15 protein-coding genes are annotated in these 15,570 nt (G+C 69.8%); 9 read left to right on the forward strand and 6 right to left on the reverse strand.

Annotated elements, in window-relative coordinates; genetic code table 11:
- Positions 1-42: 42 nt before the first annotated feature.
- On the reverse strand, positions 43-609 hold the full coding sequence (locus CRM89_RS17405) for a DUF4245 domain-containing protein (protein WP_098085077.1): 567 nt from the start codon (positions 607-609) through the stop codon (positions 43-45).
- 128 nt (positions 610-737) lie between these two features.
- On the opposite strand from CRM89_RS17405, the gene glpX reads away from it, so the two are divergent.
- From glpX to CRM89_RS31755, 4 genes are all read left to right on the forward strand, one after another.
- Entirely contained in the window at positions 738-1,781 is a 1,044-nt protein-coding gene (glpX, locus tag CRM89_RS17410) for a class II fructose-bisphosphatase (protein ID WP_011211336.1), read from the forward strand.
- Between the two features lie 119 nt (positions 1,782-1,900).
- On the forward strand, positions 1,901-3,304 hold the full coding sequence (locus tag CRM89_RS17415) for a class II fumarate hydratase (RefSeq protein WP_011211337.1): 1,404 nt from the start codon (positions 1,901-1,903) through the stop codon (positions 3,302-3,304).
- 81 nt (positions 3,305-3,385) lie between these two features.
- Complete coding sequence (locus CRM89_RS17420) at positions 3,386-4,039, forward strand: Uma2 family endonuclease (protein ID WP_098085080.1); 654 nt, start codon at positions 3,386-3,388, stop codon at positions 4,037-4,039.
- A 179-nt stretch (positions 4,040-4,218) separates the two neighbouring features.
- A complete protein-coding gene (locus CRM89_RS31755; protein ID WP_228822021.1) occupies positions 4,219-5,190 on the forward strand; it encodes a tol-pal system YbgF family protein in 972 nt (323 codons plus the stop codon).
- Here the strand turns inward: CRM89_RS31755 and CRM89_RS17430 are convergent.
- Positions 5,141-5,389, reverse strand: a complete 249-nt coding sequence (locus tag CRM89_RS17430; RefSeq protein WP_011211340.1) for a hypothetical protein — start codon at positions 5,387-5,389, stop codon at positions 5,141-5,143. The two genes, CRM89_RS31755 and CRM89_RS17430, sit on opposite strands and share 50 nt — an antisense overlap.
- 454 nt (positions 5,390-5,843) lie before the next feature.
- Here CRM89_RS17430 and CRM89_RS17435 point away from each other — a divergent pair, with 454 nt between their 5' ends.
- Positions 5,844-6,281 (forward strand): nuclear transport factor 2 family protein, encoded by a 438-nt coding sequence (locus CRM89_RS17435; protein ID WP_098085082.1) that lies wholly within the window; start codon positions 5,844-5,846, stop codon positions 6,279-6,281.
- A 214-nt stretch (positions 6,282-6,495) separates the two neighbouring features.
- Here CRM89_RS17435 and CRM89_RS17440 read toward each other — a convergent pair whose 3' ends face one another.
- Positions 6,496-7,242 carry a glucose 1-dehydrogenase gene (locus tag CRM89_RS17440; RefSeq protein WP_098085085.1) on the reverse strand — a complete coding sequence of 249 codons (747 nt, stop codon included), beginning with the start codon at positions 7,240-7,242 and terminating at the stop codon, positions 6,496-6,498.
- 616 nt (positions 7,243-7,858) lie between these two features.
- Positions 7,859-9,778 (reverse strand): hypothetical protein, encoded by a 1,920-nt coding sequence (locus tag CRM89_RS31360; RefSeq protein WP_127516239.1) that lies wholly within the window; start codon positions 9,776-9,778, stop codon positions 7,859-7,861.
- A 119-nt stretch (positions 9,779-9,897) separates the two neighbouring features.
- Between CRM89_RS31360 and CRM89_RS17445 the strand changes: the two genes are divergently transcribed.
- Positions 9,898-10,317 (forward strand): limonene-1,2-epoxide hydrolase family protein, encoded by a 420-nt coding sequence (locus CRM89_RS17445; RefSeq protein WP_060594459.1) that lies wholly within the window; start codon positions 9,898-9,900, stop codon positions 10,315-10,317.
- 33 nt (positions 10,318-10,350) lie between these two features.
- Here the strand turns inward: CRM89_RS17445 and CRM89_RS17450 are convergent, their stop codons facing one another.
- Complete coding sequence (locus CRM89_RS17450) at positions 10,351-10,623, reverse strand: hypothetical protein (RefSeq protein ID WP_011211345.1); 273 nt, start codon at positions 10,621-10,623, stop codon at positions 10,351-10,353.
- A gap of 451 nt (positions 10,624-11,074) precedes the next feature.
- Here CRM89_RS17450 and CRM89_RS17455 point away from each other — a divergent pair, with 451 nt between their 5' ends.
- From CRM89_RS17455 to CRM89_RS17465, 3 genes are all read left to right on the forward strand, one after another.
- Positions 11,075-12,349: a PhoH family protein gene (locus CRM89_RS17455; protein WP_371392068.1), complete on the forward strand. Its 1,275-nt coding sequence runs from the start codon at positions 11,075-11,077 to the stop codon at positions 12,347-12,349.
- Positions 12,350-12,531: 182 nt separating this feature from the next.
- Complete coding sequence (locus CRM89_RS17460; protein ID WP_098085089.1) at positions 12,532-13,143, forward strand: LGFP repeat-containing protein; 612 nt, start codon at positions 12,532-12,534, stop codon at positions 13,141-13,143.
- Between the two features lie 107 nt (positions 13,144-13,250).
- On the forward strand, positions 13,251-14,117 hold the full coding sequence (locus tag CRM89_RS17465) for an acyl-ACP desaturase (RefSeq protein ID WP_098085092.1): 867 nt from the start codon (positions 13,251-13,253) through the stop codon (positions 14,115-14,117).
- 139 nt (positions 14,118-14,256) lie between these two features.
- Here CRM89_RS17465 and glyA read toward each other — a convergent pair whose 3' ends face one another.
- Complete coding sequence (gene glyA / locus CRM89_RS17470) at positions 14,257-15,552, reverse strand: serine hydroxymethyltransferase (RefSeq protein WP_011211349.1); 1,296 nt, start codon at positions 15,550-15,552, stop codon at positions 14,257-14,259.
- Between the last annotated feature and the right edge of the window lie 18 nt (positions 15,553-15,570).

The raw sequence follows: 15,570 nt of genomic DNA on the forward strand, positions 1-15,570 counted from the left end.
CGGCGAGTCCGAGCCGAGTCCCCCGGTCCCGGCCGGCGGGCGTCAGCGGGCGAGCGGCTGCGCGGCGGTGACCGCCCGCGCGAGCGTGGTGAACGCCGCCTCGTCGCCCGCGCCCGTGATCAGCACCCGCACGTCGCCGAAGTCGGCGATCCAGGCGGTTTCCTCGGTCGGTTCGGCGTAGACGATCCACTTCTGCTCGCCGATCTGCTGGGCTCCGCCGGCGTAGCGGGAGCCGAGCACGAAGCGGGCCAGCGATTCCTCGGTGGCGCTGCTCTGCGTCAAACGCATGTAGGTGCCCTGCTCGGTGATGTAGCCAACCGTGCTGACCGGGCCGCCGCCCTCGCCGGTGATGGTGTCGCGGCTGCCGGAGTTCGACGTCCACGAGTCGGGCACCTCGGGGTTGCGGATCGGGAACGGCAGCGAGCGCGCGTCCGACTGCAGTGCCGCGTCGACGTCGAAGTGGGGGATCTGTCCCTGTGTCGGTCCCTGCGCGGAGAAGCTGCACTGGCTGGCCAGTCCGGCGAAGACCACGGCGATCAGCACGAGCGGGATCAGCGAGAAGAACAGATCCCGGTAGTCGTGCAGGATGCGTGGCTTTTGGTAGGACACGCTCCCAGTATCCACATCCGCGGGCCGGCCCCGGGCACGCACCCCGGCCGCCCGGAGGGGTGCACGGACCGGCGGCCATGTAATGAGACAATTGTCCGGTAACACACAACCCGAGGAGGCACCCCGCTATGACGGCATCTTCGCCAGCACCCAGCCGCCGCGAGGCCCCGGACCGCAACCTTGCGCTCGAGCTCGTCCGCGTCACCGAGGCGGGCGCGATGGCCGCGGGCCGCTGGGTCGGTCGCGGTGACAAGGAGGGTGGCGACGGTGCCGCCGTCGACGCGATGCGGCAGCTGGTCAGCTCGGTGTCCATGCGCGGCATCGTGGTGATCGGCGAGGGCGAGAAGGACGAGGCGCCCATGCTGTACAACGGCGAGGCGGTCGGTGACGGCACCGGGCCCGAGGTCGACTTCGCGGTCGACCCGATCGACGGCACCACGCTGATGTCGAAGGGCTCGCCGGGCGCCATCTCGGTGCTCGCGGTCGCCGAGCGCGGCGCGATGTTCGACCCCTCGGCCGTGTTCTACATGCACAAGATCGCCGTCGGCCCGGAGGCCGCCGATGTGATCGACATCTCCGCCCCCATCGGCGAGAACATCCGCCGGGTGGCGAAGGCGAAGAGCCTGAGCGTCTCCGACGTGACCGTGTGCATCCTGGATCGTCCCCGCCACGCGGAGCTGATCCAGCAGGTCCGCGACGCGGGCGCGCGCATCCGCCTCATCTCCGACGGCGACGTGGCCGGCGCCATCTCCACCGCGCGGCCGGAGTCGGGCACCGACATCCTGGTCGGCATCGGCGGCACACCCGAGGGCATCATCGCCGCGGCCGCGCTGCGCTGTATGGGCGGCGCGCTGCAGGGCATGCTGGCGCCCAAGGACGACGAGGAGCGGCAGAAGGCCATCGACGCCGGGCACGACCTGGACCGCGTGCTCAGCACCGAGGATCTCGTCTCCGGCGACAACGTCTTCTTCTGCGCCACCGGCGTCACCGACGGCGACCTGCTGCGCGGCGTCCGCTACTACGGCGGCGGCGCCTCCACCCAGTCGATCGTGATGCGCTCCAAGTCGGGCACCGTGCGCATGATCGACGCCTACCACCGCCTCACCAAGCTGCGCGAGTACTCCTCGGTGGACTTCCACGGCGACGAGGACGCGGTTCCGCCGCTGCCCTGACCCGTGCGTACACGGCGGCCGCGTCCGGCTCCCCGGGCGCGGCCGCTGTCGTGTGTCGTGGCCCATTCCGGCGTGCGTGGCGGCCCCACGCGTCGGACTCGCGGCATAGGGTCGAAACCATGACCGAGGAGACGCAGTACCGCATCGAACACGACACCATGGGCGAGGTACGGGTCCCGGCGCACGCGTTGTGGCGGGCGCAGACCCAGCGGGCCGTGGAGAACTTCCCGATCAGCGGCCGCGGTCTCGAGCGCGCGCAGATCCGCGCGCTCGGACTGCTCAAGGCCGCCTGCGCGAAGGTGAACAAGGATCTGGGCCTGCTCGATCCCGTCAAGGCCGACGCCATCATCGCCGCGGCCACCGAGATCGCCGAGGGCAAGCACGACGACCAGTTCCCCATCGACGTCTTCCAGACCGGTTCGGGCACCAGCTCCAACATGAACGCCAACGAGGTGATCGCCTCCATCGCCGCCGCCAACGGTGTGCAGGTGCACCCGAACGACGACGTCAACATGTCGCAGTCGTCCAACGACACCTTCCCCACCGCCACCCACGTGGCCGCCACCGAAGGCGTCATCAAGGATCTCGTGCCCGCCCTGGAACACCTGCGGCTGGCGTTGCTGGACAAGGCGACCGAATGGCGCACCGTCGTCAAGTCCGGCCGCACCCATCTGATGGACGCGGTGCCGGTGACCCTCGGCCAGGAATTCGGCGGCTACACCCGCCAGATCGCCGCGGGCATCGACCGCCTGATGGCCACCCTCCCCCGCCTCGGCGAACTCCCCATCGGCGGCACCGCGGTCGGCACCGGCCTCAACGCGCCTGCCGGGTTCGGCGCGAAAGTCGTTGCCGAGCTGGTGAAGTCGACCGACATCGACGCCCTCTCCGAGGCCACCGACCACTTCGAGGCCCAAGCCGCCCGCGACGGTCTGGTCGAACTCTCCGGCGCCCTGCGCACCGTGGCGGTCAGCCTCACCAAGATCGCCAACGACATCCGCTGGATGGGCTCCGGCCCGCTCACCGGCCTGGCCGAACTCCAGCTGCCCGATCTGCAGCCCGGCAGCTCGATCATGCCCGGCAAGGTCAACCCGGTGCTGCCCGAGGCGGTCACCCAGGTCGCCGCCCAGGTGATCGGCAACGACGCCACCGTCGCCTTCTCCGGCGCGAGCGGCGCGTTCGAACTCAACGTCTACATCCCGGTGATGGCCCGCAACGTGCTCGAGTCGATCCGCCTGCTGGCCAACGTCTCCCGCCTGTTCGCCGACAAGTGCATCCGCGGCCTCACCGCCGACGTCGACCGCCTGCGCACCCTCGCCGAATCCTCCCCCTCCATCGTCACCCCCCTCAACTCCGCCATCGGCTACGAGGAGGCCGCCGCGGTGGCGAAGGAGGCGTTGAAGGAGAAGAAGACGATCCGCCAGACCGTCATCGACCGCGGGCTGATCGGCGAGAAGCTGACCGAGGAGGAGCTGGACCGACGGCTGGACGTGCTGTCGATGACGAAGGTGAACGAAGCGGAATAGGGCGCGACGCGTGGAACGACCGGTAACCATCCGGTCGTCCCGTCCCAGGTCGGCGAGCCGGTTTCAGCCCAGGATGGCTTCATGTCCCGTCCGAGGATCGAGGAACCGGACCTCCCCGAGTACATGACCTGGGAGGAGCTGGAACAGCTCCCGGCCGAGATCGCTGACCAGATCGAATTGTGGGACGGCCGGGTCATGTGGGTCCGACGCGGCCCGGCCGAACACCAGATGTTCACCGTCCGCATGCGCAACGAGATCGAACGTTGTGCGCGCAAGAGCATGTCGGAGCACCCGGAAACCTGCTGGAAGGTCAACGTGGAGACGAATGTCTTCCTCGGCACCAGCGGCAAATCCGACTTCCTGACGCCCGACTTCCTGGTGCACCGGTGCCTGGGTGCACCGTTCCAGGACGTTCGCGCCGCGGACACCCTGCTGGTCGGTGAGGTGTTGTCGCCCGCCGACACGCACACCGATATCGAGGCGAAAAAGGGCCGCTATGCCGGGGCCGGTATTCCCTGGTACTGGGAAGTGGCGATCGCACGGACGGCGAGCGCGATCGCGACGGTGCGGGCGTATGTCCTCGAGACCGGACACGGCCGGATTCCCGAGGGCGTGCGCCCGCTGCGTCCGGCCAACTACCTGCTGGTCGGCGAATGGGCGCCGGGTGACGCGGCGGGTGTGCGGATCGAATTCCCTTTCCCGATCGACATCCCCTGGCCGGAACTCGAATACTGAACGCCTCCGTTCGGCAGGCTCCCGGCGGCCAGGGATGAGCCACCGGACGCCGAGGCCGTGCGGAACGCTACCGGGCGAATTTCGCGAATTCGGGCGCTGTGGTGTTGACAGCTGTTCACAACGGATTCCACTGCCCGCGAGAGCATTTGGGTAACGGCCATGAGGCGTAGCGTGGCCGTATGGGGTCTGAGATCGATGGCGCCGCCTTGCGTGCCGCGCGCGAGGCCGCAGGTGTCTCGCTGTCGGTGCCGGCCGGGCGTCGGGTGGGGGCCGGGCTCGCCGCGGCGATGGAGCGGCGGGTGGCCCAGCTTCGGCGGTTGGACGACGAGGTCGGGTCGGGCGCGCTGTACCCGCTGGTGGCGGGTGAGTTGTCCAGAGCGAAATCCCTTGTCTGCGAAGCAACCTACGGACCGGAGGTGGGACGGCGTCTCTTCACGGCCGTGGCCGAACTCTGCCAACTCGCCGGATGGGTGGCCTCGGATGCGGGTAGGTACGGCGAGGCGCAGCGGACCTACCTGGAGGGTGTGTCGGCGGCCGGCCGAGCCGGTGCGCGCACCCTCGCCGCCCAACTGCTCTCGTCCCTGAGCTACCAGATCGCCAACGTGGGCGATCCCGCCGACGCGCTGCTTCTGGCGCGGACCGCGGTCGCCGGTGCCGAGGGGGCGACACCGGCGGTGCGTGCGCTGCTGCTCGAACGAGTCGCGTGGGCGGCGGCGCGAGCCCGTGACACGGCCGCCACCCGACGCGCCTTGGACGCCGTGGACGACGCCTTCGATCACCGCGGCACGGAACCTGACCCGGACTGGGTCTACTGGCTGAACCGAGACGAGATCGACGTCATGGCGGGCCGCTGCCACGTCGAGCTGGGCGATCCCGTGCGGGCCGAACCGCTGCTGGCGCGCGTGATCGAGCGGTATCCGGCCCATCACGAGCGGGAGCGGGCGCTCTATCGCACGTGGCTGGCGGAGGCGCTCGCACGCGCGGGCAGGCTCGCCGACGCGCGCGAGGTGCTCGCCCTGATACCCGGCCAGATCGACTCCGACCGGGTGCGGCGACGGCTCGCAGTGCTGGTCGGGCTGATGACGGGCCGAGCGTCGGCCGTCACTGTGCCCACAGCCGGGCACACGGCAGGGGCGGCAGGTCCGCGCTGACGTGGTCGTCGACCGTCACGATCAGGTCCAGTCGCGTGCGCCTGGCGATCTCGGCGGCCACATCCCTGGCCTGTTCCGCGCACGCCTGGAAGTCGAGGACGAGAGTGCCGAGCACGATCCGGATATGGCGCATCGCCGGGCGCGGCGGCGGAGGTGCCCACGGCTGACCGTCGGGGGGACGGCGTGCGATGACGTCCATGCGAATACCTCCGTCGCGGGCGCCCCCGGCCCGGCGCGATTTCACCGCACGTCGCCGGAGACGTGCGACGAGGTCGCCTCAGAACCGGATAACGCAATCGACGGTACGAACCGCGGCGGCGGCGCGGCACCCTCCCGCCCGAATACTGGTACTTCTGACGAAATATGGCCCCCTGCCCAGTGAGATCGGGTCATCACCTCCGCAGCCTTCGGTTCGGGACTGCCGGTGCGCGAAGGGCAGCGGTGGGCGGCCAGGGCGAGCAGCAGTTGGAGGACGGTGGCCACCTACACCACCCCAACGGACTTGACCGACCACCGCGCGCGCCTCGGCCGAGATGTTTCGGGACAGCGGATGCGCGTCGATCACTTCTCCCGATCAACGGAATCGGCACTGTCGAACAGCTCGATCGCCTCTTACCGTTGCCCGGCGCCGCCCCGAGAGAGGACCCAGATTCATGTCCGACCGTTCCGACCACCAGGCCATCATCGATGTGCTGAACCAGTACAGCTACGCACTCGACACTCGCGACTGGCCGAAGCTAGAGAACGTATTCCACCCGAACGCCACCGGCGACTACGGCGGTTTCCGGGCCGAAGGTCGGGCCACCCTCATCCAGACCATCTCCGGATACCTCGACCCCTGCGGGCCCTCACAGCACCTGCTGGGGAACTACCACGTGACCATTGATGGCGATGAGGCGGTCTCGAGCTGCTACGTCCGTGTAGTGCACGTCGGCCAAGGTGAGCGCGCCGACCTCCAGCCCTACGAGTCGATCGGGACCTATCACGATCGCCTACAGCGCACTTCCGATGGCTGGAGGATCACGCACCGGCGTTTCGACGTCCGAATCGAGCTGGGCGACATCGGCGTTCTCGGAGCACCGAAGAGCTGAGCGTTGCCGGGCGCACCGATGACCGCTCCGCCAGATGTCGATCGGGCGTTGGGGCCGGGCTTTCAGGTCAGGGGTCCCCGAACTCGATCTGTGCGCACCGGCAACCACCCGGACGCGACCAGTGGACACCTCGGCTTCCGCCGCGCACGAGATCGAGCGGTCATCACGGCAGAACCTGCCGTGATGACCGCACCGTAAACGAACGGGCGGGGCCTCAGTAGCCTGGGCCGGCGAGCAGACCACCGTCGACAAGGACTTCACTACCCGTGCAGTAGCTGGCGGCATCGGAGGCGAGGAACACCACCACATGGGTCACCTCGGCGGCCCGTCCCCATCGCGCGATGGGCAGCGACGGCACGAACGGTTTGTCCGGATCGAGATCGGGCGCGAACTCGGTGTTCATCGGGGTGACGATCCCACCGGGATGGACCGAGTTCACCCGGATGTTACGGGCACCCAGCTCGCGAGCGGCCACCTTCGTCAATCCACGGATGCCGAATTTGCTGGCGGCGTAGGCGGACAGACCGGCGGCACCGGCGTATCCCTCGACAGACGACATGTTCACGATCGACCCGCCGTCCGACATGACCGGCGCCGCCGCCCGGATCCCGAGCCAGGCGCTGGTGAGGTTGGTGTCCAGGATCAGGCGGAACTCATCGAGCGACTGCTCGCAGATGGGAGCGAACCGGTTGATGCCCGCATTGTTGACCAGGATGTCGAGCTTGCCGAACCGGTCGATCGTCGCGGCGACGACCTCGGACCATTCCGATTCACTGGTGACATCGTGGTGCAGGTAATGCGCGTCATCACCCAACTCGGCGGCCAGCGCCTCGCCCTCCTCGTCACGCACATCGCCGAACACCACCCGGGCCCCTTCGGCGACGAACTGCCGCGCGTGCTCGGCACCCATTCCGCGGGCGCCGCCGGTGATCAGGGCCACCTTGCCGTCCAGTACACCCATCTTCGTCCCTGCCTTTCCTCGCCTGGACGGGACCGTATGCGCGCTGGGCCAACGTATGAGTCCCCTTTCCCAATGAACGGAATATGGCGCGCTTCACCACCGGTTTGCGCATTCGAGCGCAGTGATGGGGTGCCGTCTGTGCCCTGCTCGGCGGAGACCTGGAGGTCACACGCGGTGCGCTGCTGCTGGGTGCGGGCACGGCGGCTGCGCTTGGCCGGTGGCCCACAGTGTCGCGAAATCGTCGCTGCGCGTGGCGAGTCCCGCAATCAGGTTGGCGAGTTCGGCGTACCACGTCTGGCTCCAGCCGGACAGCCCCGACCACCGGCTCGAGATGTACACCCCGGCAACCGGACATCCGCGGACGCACTGCGACTCCTCACCCAGCGGGTGTCGCGAGACATCCTGTGCGGTAGAGGAATTCGCTGAGTCTTCCGCCTGGGTCGTACTCGTCGGCGACCGTGCCACATTCCGCTGGGCACGCGGCGCCCGGGCATTGTGCAAACTCGGCGACCTCGAATGGCCGCGATGGTCGGCGGCATCGTCGCTCGCTGGTCGGCGCGGGCGACAGGGCTGGAACGGTCCGTGCGCCCGTGACATCGGCAGACAGAGCACCACATCACCGGCCCCCGGCGTTGTCCTCACCGATTACCGGCGGGACCGTCGCCGGCGGGTCCCCGAGTAGTTCCTTTTCGTGGCGGTTGCGGTGGGACACGGAGGCAGGGTGCGAGCGGTGGCGGCGGGCCGTTGGGAGGGTGAGGCCGACGTTGCCGGTACGGGTCGGGGGCGCCGGGCATAGCGGGGTCCGGCGGTGGGGGCGAGGCGGCGGCGGTGCGTCGTCGGCGCCCAGCGCCGGGGGCAACACCTTTCTCGGCTTGCCGAGAAGTTCGGTCCCGTGGTCGGTGGTTCGCAGGTAGTCGGGTAGCCGGCGGTCCGCGCGGGACTGGTCCGCGGGCGGCGGGAACGTCAGGACACCGGTGTGGAGGGGGTGGTCGGCGGCCGGAGGGCGGGGCGGGGTGGTGGGATTCTGCCGGCGGGCGTCGGACGCGTCGGTGGGATGGGCAGGAACCGGCATGGGTGCACCCGATGGCGCATCCGTGGCACCAGGGGCGGTGGGTGGGACACCGGAATTCGCGGGGCCACCGGAATTCGCGGAGACAGCGGGGACGCCGAGCACAGGGGGCAGGCCGGCCACGGCGGGTACCGCGGGCATCGCAGGCACAGCGGGCAGGCCGGGCACAGCTGGCACCGCAGGCACAGCGGGTGGGCCGGCCACGGCTGGCATCGCAGGCACAGCGGGTCGGGCGGGCACCAAAGGCACATTGGGCACAGCGGGCAGGCCGGGCATAGCAGGCACAGTGGGACCAGTCGGCAGGGCGGGCAGGCCGGCCACGGTGGCGGCGGATGTGCCCGCCGCCACTACTGCGCCCGGAGCGGTCCCGGCCCGATCGGCATCGAGGACAAGTGCGCCCTCGCCGGGGCGGACAGGACAGGGTGACCCGTCGACGACCTCGCCCTGGTGGGCCAGGGTGCCCGCCCCGGTCGGACGGGTTGCGTCGGCCCACTCTCCCGCCGGGGCGCCGCCACCCTGCATCGAACCGGAGCCCGTCGGTTCCTGCCCCGTTGGAACGCGATCCGGCACCCGGTCGGGCGACGCGACCGGGTCCGAGACCACGCCCGGCCGCGCAACCCCGTCCGACACCACACCCGACTGCACAACCTCGTCCGACACCACACCCAGCCGCGCAACCTGGCCCGACACCGCACCCGATTGCGCATCCAGGCCCCACACCCGTCGCGGCGAGCCGGCCCGATCCGACACCCCACCCGACGAGACACCTCGATCTGTCACCAGTCCGGGGGATGCCGCACCCCCACCTCTCCCCGGGGCCGGACGATCCTCCACGCCACCGTCGCGCGCACCGGTGCCCGGACCATCCGTAGCGGCGGCGCTCGAACCGCCCGCGATGGGCAACTCACCGGCCGCGACAACCCCGATTCCTCCCGCGAAGAATGCACCGACACCCTCCGCGTGAGACGCGCCTACCCCGGCAACCTCGCCGGAGTCGGTCATCGGCAGTTCCGGAAACGACCTCGCGATCTCCGCGTACGCCCGCACATACAACTCCCCCATGTCGATCCGCGCCTGTTCCTCCGCACGCTGACGCTCCCGCGCGTCTGCGCTGTCATCACCGACCTCGGGTATCGCCGCGCGGAAGCGGGCGGCTGCCTCGGACGCGGCCCGGACCGCCTCCGACTGCGCCCCCACCGCTGTGACCAGTGCGTCGAGCCGGGCGAGATAGTCGTGCGCCCACCGGCGCGCGGCCGCCGCGGCGGCGCCCTCCCAGTGATCCGTGAACACCCGGCGCGCGACCCCGGCGAACCGGTCCGCTGCCGTGGCGACCAGCGCTGCCACCGCGGACCAGGTGTCGGCCGCGTGCGCCACCTCCGCGGGCCGTAGCTGGCCGGCCGCCGTCCTGATCCGAGCGTGGGTGAAACTGTGCGGGTTCTCCGCCCCCGCGAAACCTGCCGTGCCCATCGCGTCCCCCTCGCGTCGCAGTTGATCGATATAGACGCGACATGCCGCCCGACGGTTCCCGCGGATTTTCCGGCCGCGGAACCTGCCGGAACACCGCGTCGGGGGCCTACAGTCGAGGCATGTCCGAAGAAGTCGAACTGCGGCAGGACGCGGTCACCACGGTGCGCGAGTTCTTCGCGGCGATGGAGCTGGGCGCGGTGGGTGAGGCGCTGGAGCTGCTGGATCCGCAGGTGGTGTGGAAGAACACCTCGTTGCCGGATCTGCGGGGGGCGCGGGCGCACGCGGTGTTGCGCGGGCTGAACCGGCCCTGGGTCGGGTTCGCGGCCGAGATGCACCACATCGCCGCCGACGGGGACGTGGTGCTCACCGATCGCACCGACATCCTCCGGTTCGGGCCGGTGCGGATCGCGTTCTGGGTGATGGGCACCTTCGAACTGCGCGACGGCCGAATCGTGCTGTGGCACGACCACTTCAGCTGGGAGAACGTCCTGCGCGGCACGGCCGTGGGCCTGGTCCGCGCGCTGCTGCCGGGACGCTGAGGGGTCGCGCCGGGGGTGCTCGGCGCTGTCGGGTCAGGAGTGCTCGGCCAGGTACTGGATGTAGAAGGGGCGCAGTTGGTCGGCCACCGCGCCGTCACCGGCGTGGATGTAGTCGTCGATCAACGGCAGCACGTATTTGATGTCGGCCTCGCTCTCGCCGACATTGCCCGCGGCGGCCTCGGCGGCGGGGATGCGGGTGAGCAGATCCCACAGGTATTTGACGTCGCCGTGCCGCACGGCCGTCTTGACCGCGCGGTCGTGCAGTTCCTTCGACGACAGCTTCTCGAGGTCCTCGTAACCGGCCATGTCCGCGACTCTAACCGGCGCCGCCGACCGCCGCCGCGAGTTCTTCGGCACAGCCCCGATGAGCTGCGCGTTAACGGGAACTTCACCGACACGCCTACCCGATCGCCGAGCGCGCACCGGGCACCGGCCTGTAGCGTCGGTGGTGCGGACCGCGTCGGTGTGGTTCGTACGGGAGGTCCTGACCGTGACTGAGCTACTCAGTTCGAGGGGGCCGGCACCCGGCCCTCGTGGCCGCGACTGACATCGCGCCATCAGGACGGACCGGTCCAGCGAGATCGTTCGCGCGGGTGCCGGGCGAACGCAAAAGGAGCCCACCGTGACTGCTGCACGCTCCGTTTCCGCCTCCTCGGCGACCTCCCATTCCACCGGCACCGGGAAGACCGCCGCTGTCTCGTCCGACTCCAAGGGGGCCCGCTCCTCGCACTCCCAGGCATCCGCCAAGACCTTCGTCATCGACACCTCGGTCCTGCTCTCCGACCCGTGGGCCTTCACCCGGTTCGGCGAACACCACGTGGTGCTTCCGCTGGTCGTGATCAGCGAGCTCGAAGGCAAACGGCATCACCACGAACTGGGCTGGTTCGCCCGGGAAGCCTTGCGCAACCTGGACGATCTGCGTCTGCTGCACGGTCGCCTCGACCAGCAGGTGCCGATCGGGACCGAGGGCGGAACGTTGCAGGTGGAACTCAATCACACCGATCCGTCGGTCCTTCCGGTCGGCTTCCGCACCGAGACCAACGACTCCCGCATCCTGGCCTGCGCGCTGAACCTGGCCGCGGAGGGACGCCGGGTCGTCATGGTGTCCAAGGACATTCCGCTGCGCGTCAAGGCCGGCGCGGTCGGCCTGCACGCCGACGGGTACCACGCCCAGGACGTGGTGACCTCCGGCTGGTCGGGCATGGTGGAGCTGGATGTGGCGTCGAGCCAGATCGACCAGCTCTACGCCGAGTCCGTCATCGACCTGGACGCGGCCCGGGAACTGCCCTGCCACACCGGGATTCGGCTGCTCGGCGGCAGTTCGAGCGCGCTCGGCCGGGTGACACCGGACAAGCGGGTGCAGCTGGTGCGCGAACGCGAAGCCTTCGGGTTGCACGGCCGTTCCGCCGAGCAGCGCATCGCGCTCGATCTGCTGTTGGACGAGAGCGTCGGCATCGTGTCCCTCGGCGGCAAGGCGGGCACCGGCAAGTCCGCGCTCGCGCTCACCGCGGGGCTGGAGGCGGTGCTGGAGCGGCGCACCCAGCGCAAGGTGGTCGTCTTCCGGCCGCTCTACGCGGTGGGCGGGCAGGAGCTGGGCTATCTGCCCGGCAGCGAGAGCGAGAAGATGGGCCCGTGGGCGCAGGCGGTGTTCGACACCCTCGACGGCCTGGCCTCCCCCGAGGTGATGGAGGAGGTGCTCAGCCGCGACATGCTGGAAGTGTTGCCGCTGACCCACATCCGCGGCCGCTCGCTGCACGACTCGTTCGTGATCGTCGACGAGGCGCAGTCGCTGGAGCGCAACGTGCTGCTCACGGTGCTGAGCCGGCTGGGGTCGGGCTCGCGGGTGGTGCTCACCCACGACGTCGCCCAGCGCGACAACCTGCGGGTCGGCAGGCACGACGGTGTCGCCGCGGTGATCGAAAAGCTCAAGGGACACCCGCTTTTCGCGCACATCACGCTCACCCGCAGCGAGCGGTCGCCGATCGCGGCGCTGGTCACGGAAATGCTCGAGGAATACGGGCCGAACGCCTGAAACGGGCAAACTTCCAGAGTGTGTTTCATTCCATATTCGGACGGGTAATATCCGCCGAGTTACCTGTTCGGTACAGATTCGGCGTGTCACAGCGTGATTCGCCGGATCGTTGCCGAGTTTCGGCCTAGGCTACGCGCGGCGTCGGCAGGGACGCCGCGCGTAGCAACACGAGAGGGGATGGAATGCACCACCACGCTCGACGTTCGGCTGGATTCATCGCGGCATTGGCGGCAGGCACGCTCATCGTGGCGGGCTGCACCGACGACAGCGACAACGACAACGCGGCGGCCACCGCCACCACCGGTCCGATGGCGACCATGACCACCACCGCGGGCGCGGACGAGACGACCACCGGGGCCGAGGGTGGCACGACCACCGGCACCGCGGGCGCCACGACCTCCCCGGGCGGCGAGGACTCCGAGGCGGGTGAGCAGACCAGGATGGCCACGCCCGACGGCACCGAGGTCACCGTCTCGGGCGACATCTACGACAAGTACATGGCGGTGGGCGGGCCGAGCAGCCCGCTGGGCGCACCGTTGCAGGCCGAGGAGGCCGGCCCCAACGGCGGCAAGTACCAGGACTTCGTCGGCGGCACCATCTACGAGCCCGCCGAAGGTGAGCCGCACATCGTGTGGGGCGAGATCCGCAAGGCGTGGGAGGCCAACGGCGGCGCGAACGGCGAACTCGGCTACCCCACCTCCGACGAGACCGATATCCCCGGCGGCAAGCAGAGCACCTTCACCGGCGGCACCATCACCTGGGTGAACGGGCAGACCAACGTCACCATGCGGTAGTGACCGGTCACGAAACGCCCGGGCGCGCGCTGCGGCGCGGCCCGGGCTTTTCACTGTTTGTCGACCGTCCGCCCCACGGGTTTTCCCGCAGCGGCTAGGTTGTCGGTGTGCAAACACTCTTGACCGATCGCGAGTTGTTGGATTCGCTCGCCGACGAGGTGGAACTGAATCTGCATCGTCATGTCGCCGCCGCCGACGAGTGGCAGCCGCACGACTACGTGCCCTGGGACGACGGACGGAATTTCGCGTTCCTCGGCGGTGAGGACTGGGATCCGGCCCAGTCCTCGCTGGGCGAGGTCACCGCGCTCGCGCTCACGGTGAGCGTGCTGATCGCCGACAACCTACCCTCCTACCATCGCGAACTCGGCAAGTACCTGCGCAAGGGCCCGTGGTGGCGCTGGGTGGGCCGCTGGACCGCCGAGGAGAACCGGCACGAGATCCTCATCCGCAACTACCTGATGGTGACCAGGGCGGTGGATCCGGTGGATCTGGAACGTGCCCGGATGGCGCACATGACCGCGGGCTTCCGCCGTCCGCCGCTGCACCTGCTCGACGTGCTGGCCAACGCGGCGTTCGAGGAGAAGGCCTCGGCGGTGCGGCACCACACGATCGCCGCGATGGACGAGAACCCGATGGTCACCGCGATCGCCGAGCGCATCGCCGTCGACGACGAGCTGCAGTCGGTGTTCTTCGCCGAACTGGTCTCGGCGGCCTTCGCACTCGTCCCCGATCAGACCATGCGGGCGGTCGCCGACCGGGTCGCGGCGTTCGAGGTGCCGCGGGTCGACCTGCCCGACGGCCGGTCCAGCGACGCGGTGCTGGCCGAGGCGGGCATCTACGACCGCGCGGCCGAGAACGAGAAGGTGTTCGCGCCGCTGCTGCGCACCTGGAACGTCTTCGGGCGCACGGATCTCGGCGATGCGGGCGAGCAGGCTCGCGCCGAACTCGAGCACCTGCGGGCCCTCGCCTCCTGACGGGCCTTCCACCGACGACGAACGGCCGGGTCACATCCCTCGGACGAGGGGTGCGGACCCGGCCGTTCGCGTTGTCGAGCTGCCCGAGCGGGGCGGCAGTGGCGCCGCCCGGCCTCGGACGGCGGTCGTCGGTGCGTGCTCAGCCGAGCAGGTGCCAATCCTCCAGGCCCTGGTAGAGCGGCACGCGCTGGGCCAGCGCGCGCACCCGACCGCGCAGCGTCTCCGCATCGGAGCCGCCCGCCAGCGCGGTGGCGATGATGTCGGCGACCTCGGTGAACTCGGCGTCGCCGAAACCGCGGGTGGCCAGGGCGGCGGTGCCGATCCGCAGACCGGAGGTGACCATCGGCGGCCGGGGGTCGAACGGCACGGCGTTGCGGTTGACGGTGATGCCGATCTCGTGCAGCAGGTCCTCGCCCTGCTGACCGTCGAGCTGGGAGTTGCGCAGATCGACCAGCACCAGGTGCACGTCGGTGCCGCCGGTGAGCACGCTGATGCCCTTGTCGGCGACGTCGGCGCCGGTGAGCCGCTCGGCCAGGATCTTCGCGCCCGACAGGGTGCGCTGCTGGCGGTCGCGGAACTCCTCGGTGCCCGCGATCTTGAAGGCCACCGCCTTGGCCGCGATCGCGTGCATGAGCGGACCGCCCTGCTGTCCGGGGAAGACCGCGCTGTTGATCTTCTTGGCGAACTCCTGCTTGGCCAGGATCAGGCCGGAGCGGGGACCGCCGAGGGTCTTGTGCACGGTGGAGGAGACGACATCGGCGTAGGGCACCGGCGAGGGGTGCAGGCCCGCGGCGACGAGACCGGCGAAGTGTGCCATGTCCACCCACAGGTAGGCACCCACCTCGTCGGCGATCGCGCGGAAGGCGGCGAAGTCCTGGTGACGCGGGTAGGCCGACCAGCCCGCGACGATCACCTTCGGCTTGGCGCCGAGCGCGATCGTGCGCACCTCGTCCATGTCGACGCGGTGGTCTTCCTTGCTCACCCCGTAGGAGTGCACCTCGTAGAGCTTGCCGGAGAAGTTCAGCCGCATGCCGTGGGTGAGGTGGCCGCCGTGCGCGAGGTCGAGGCCGAGCAGCCGGTCGCCGGGATCCATCAGCGACATCAGCACCGCCGCGTTGGCCTGCGCGCCGGAATGCGGCTGCACGTTGGCGAATTCGGCGCCGAACAGTTCCTTGGCGCGCTCGCGCGCCAGGTTCTCGACGACGTCGACGTTCTCGCAACCGCCGTAGTAGCGACGCCCCGGGTAACCCTCGGCGTACTTGTTGGTCAGCACGCTGCCCTGGGCCTGCAGCACCGCGCGCGGCACGAAGTTCTCCGAGGCGATCATCTCGAGAGTGTCGCGCTCGCGGGCGAGTTCGCCTGCCATCGCGGCCGCGAGCTCGGGATCGAGCTCACCGAGAGACTGGGTATTGACAGAGGCGGTCGTCTGCGTCACGGCCTCAGTCTATGGGGG

Origin of the sequence: Nocardia sp. FDAARGOS_372 (genome assembly GCF_002554515.1) — a bacterium.
GTDB classification, from domain to species: domain Bacteria; phylum Actinomycetota; class Actinomycetes; order Mycobacteriales; family Mycobacteriaceae; genus Nocardia; species Nocardia farcinica.

Bases quoted from the DNA above. Each gene is read 5' to 3' on its own strand.
- CRM89_RS17445 (WP_060594459.1), top strand. From the start codon at position 9,898: ATGTCCGAAGAAGTCGAACTGCGGCAGGACGCGGTCACCACGGTGCGC.
- CRM89_RS17430 (WP_011211340.1), bottom strand. From the start codon at position 5,389: ATGGACGTCATCGCACGCCGTCCCCCCGACGGTCAGCCGTGGGCACCT.
- CRM89_RS17435 (WP_098085082.1), top strand. From the start codon at position 5,844: ATGTCCGACCGTTCCGACCACCAGGCCATCATCGATGTGCTGAACCAG.
- CRM89_RS17420 (WP_098085080.1), top strand. From the start codon at position 3,386: ATGTCCCGTCCGAGGATCGAGGAACCGGACCTCCCCGAGTACATGACC.
- CRM89_RS17450 (WP_011211345.1), bottom strand. From the start codon at position 10,623: ATGGCCGGTTACGAGGACCTCGAGAAGCTGTCGTCGAAGGAACTGCAC.
- glpX (WP_011211336.1), top strand. From the start codon at position 738: ATGACGGCATCTTCGCCAGCACCCAGCCGCCGCGAGGCCCCGGACCGC.
- CRM89_RS17460 (WP_098085089.1), top strand. From the start codon at position 12,532: ATGCACCACCACGCTCGACGTTCGGCTGGATTCATCGCGGCATTGGCG.
- CRM89_RS31360 (WP_127516239.1), bottom strand. From the start codon at position 9,778: ATGGGCACGGCAGGTTTCGCGGGGGCGGAGAACCCGCACAGTTTCACC.
- CRM89_RS31755 (WP_228822021.1), top strand. From the start codon at position 4,219: ATGGGGTCTGAGATCGATGGCGCCGCCTTGCGTGCCGCGCGCGAGGCC.
- CRM89_RS17440 (WP_098085085.1), bottom strand. From the start codon at position 7,242: ATGGGTGTACTGGACGGCAAGGTGGCCCTGATCACCGGCGGCGCCCGC.
- CRM89_RS17415 (WP_011211337.1), top strand. From the start codon at position 1,901: ATGACCGAGGAGACGCAGTACCGCATCGAACACGACACCATGGGCGAG.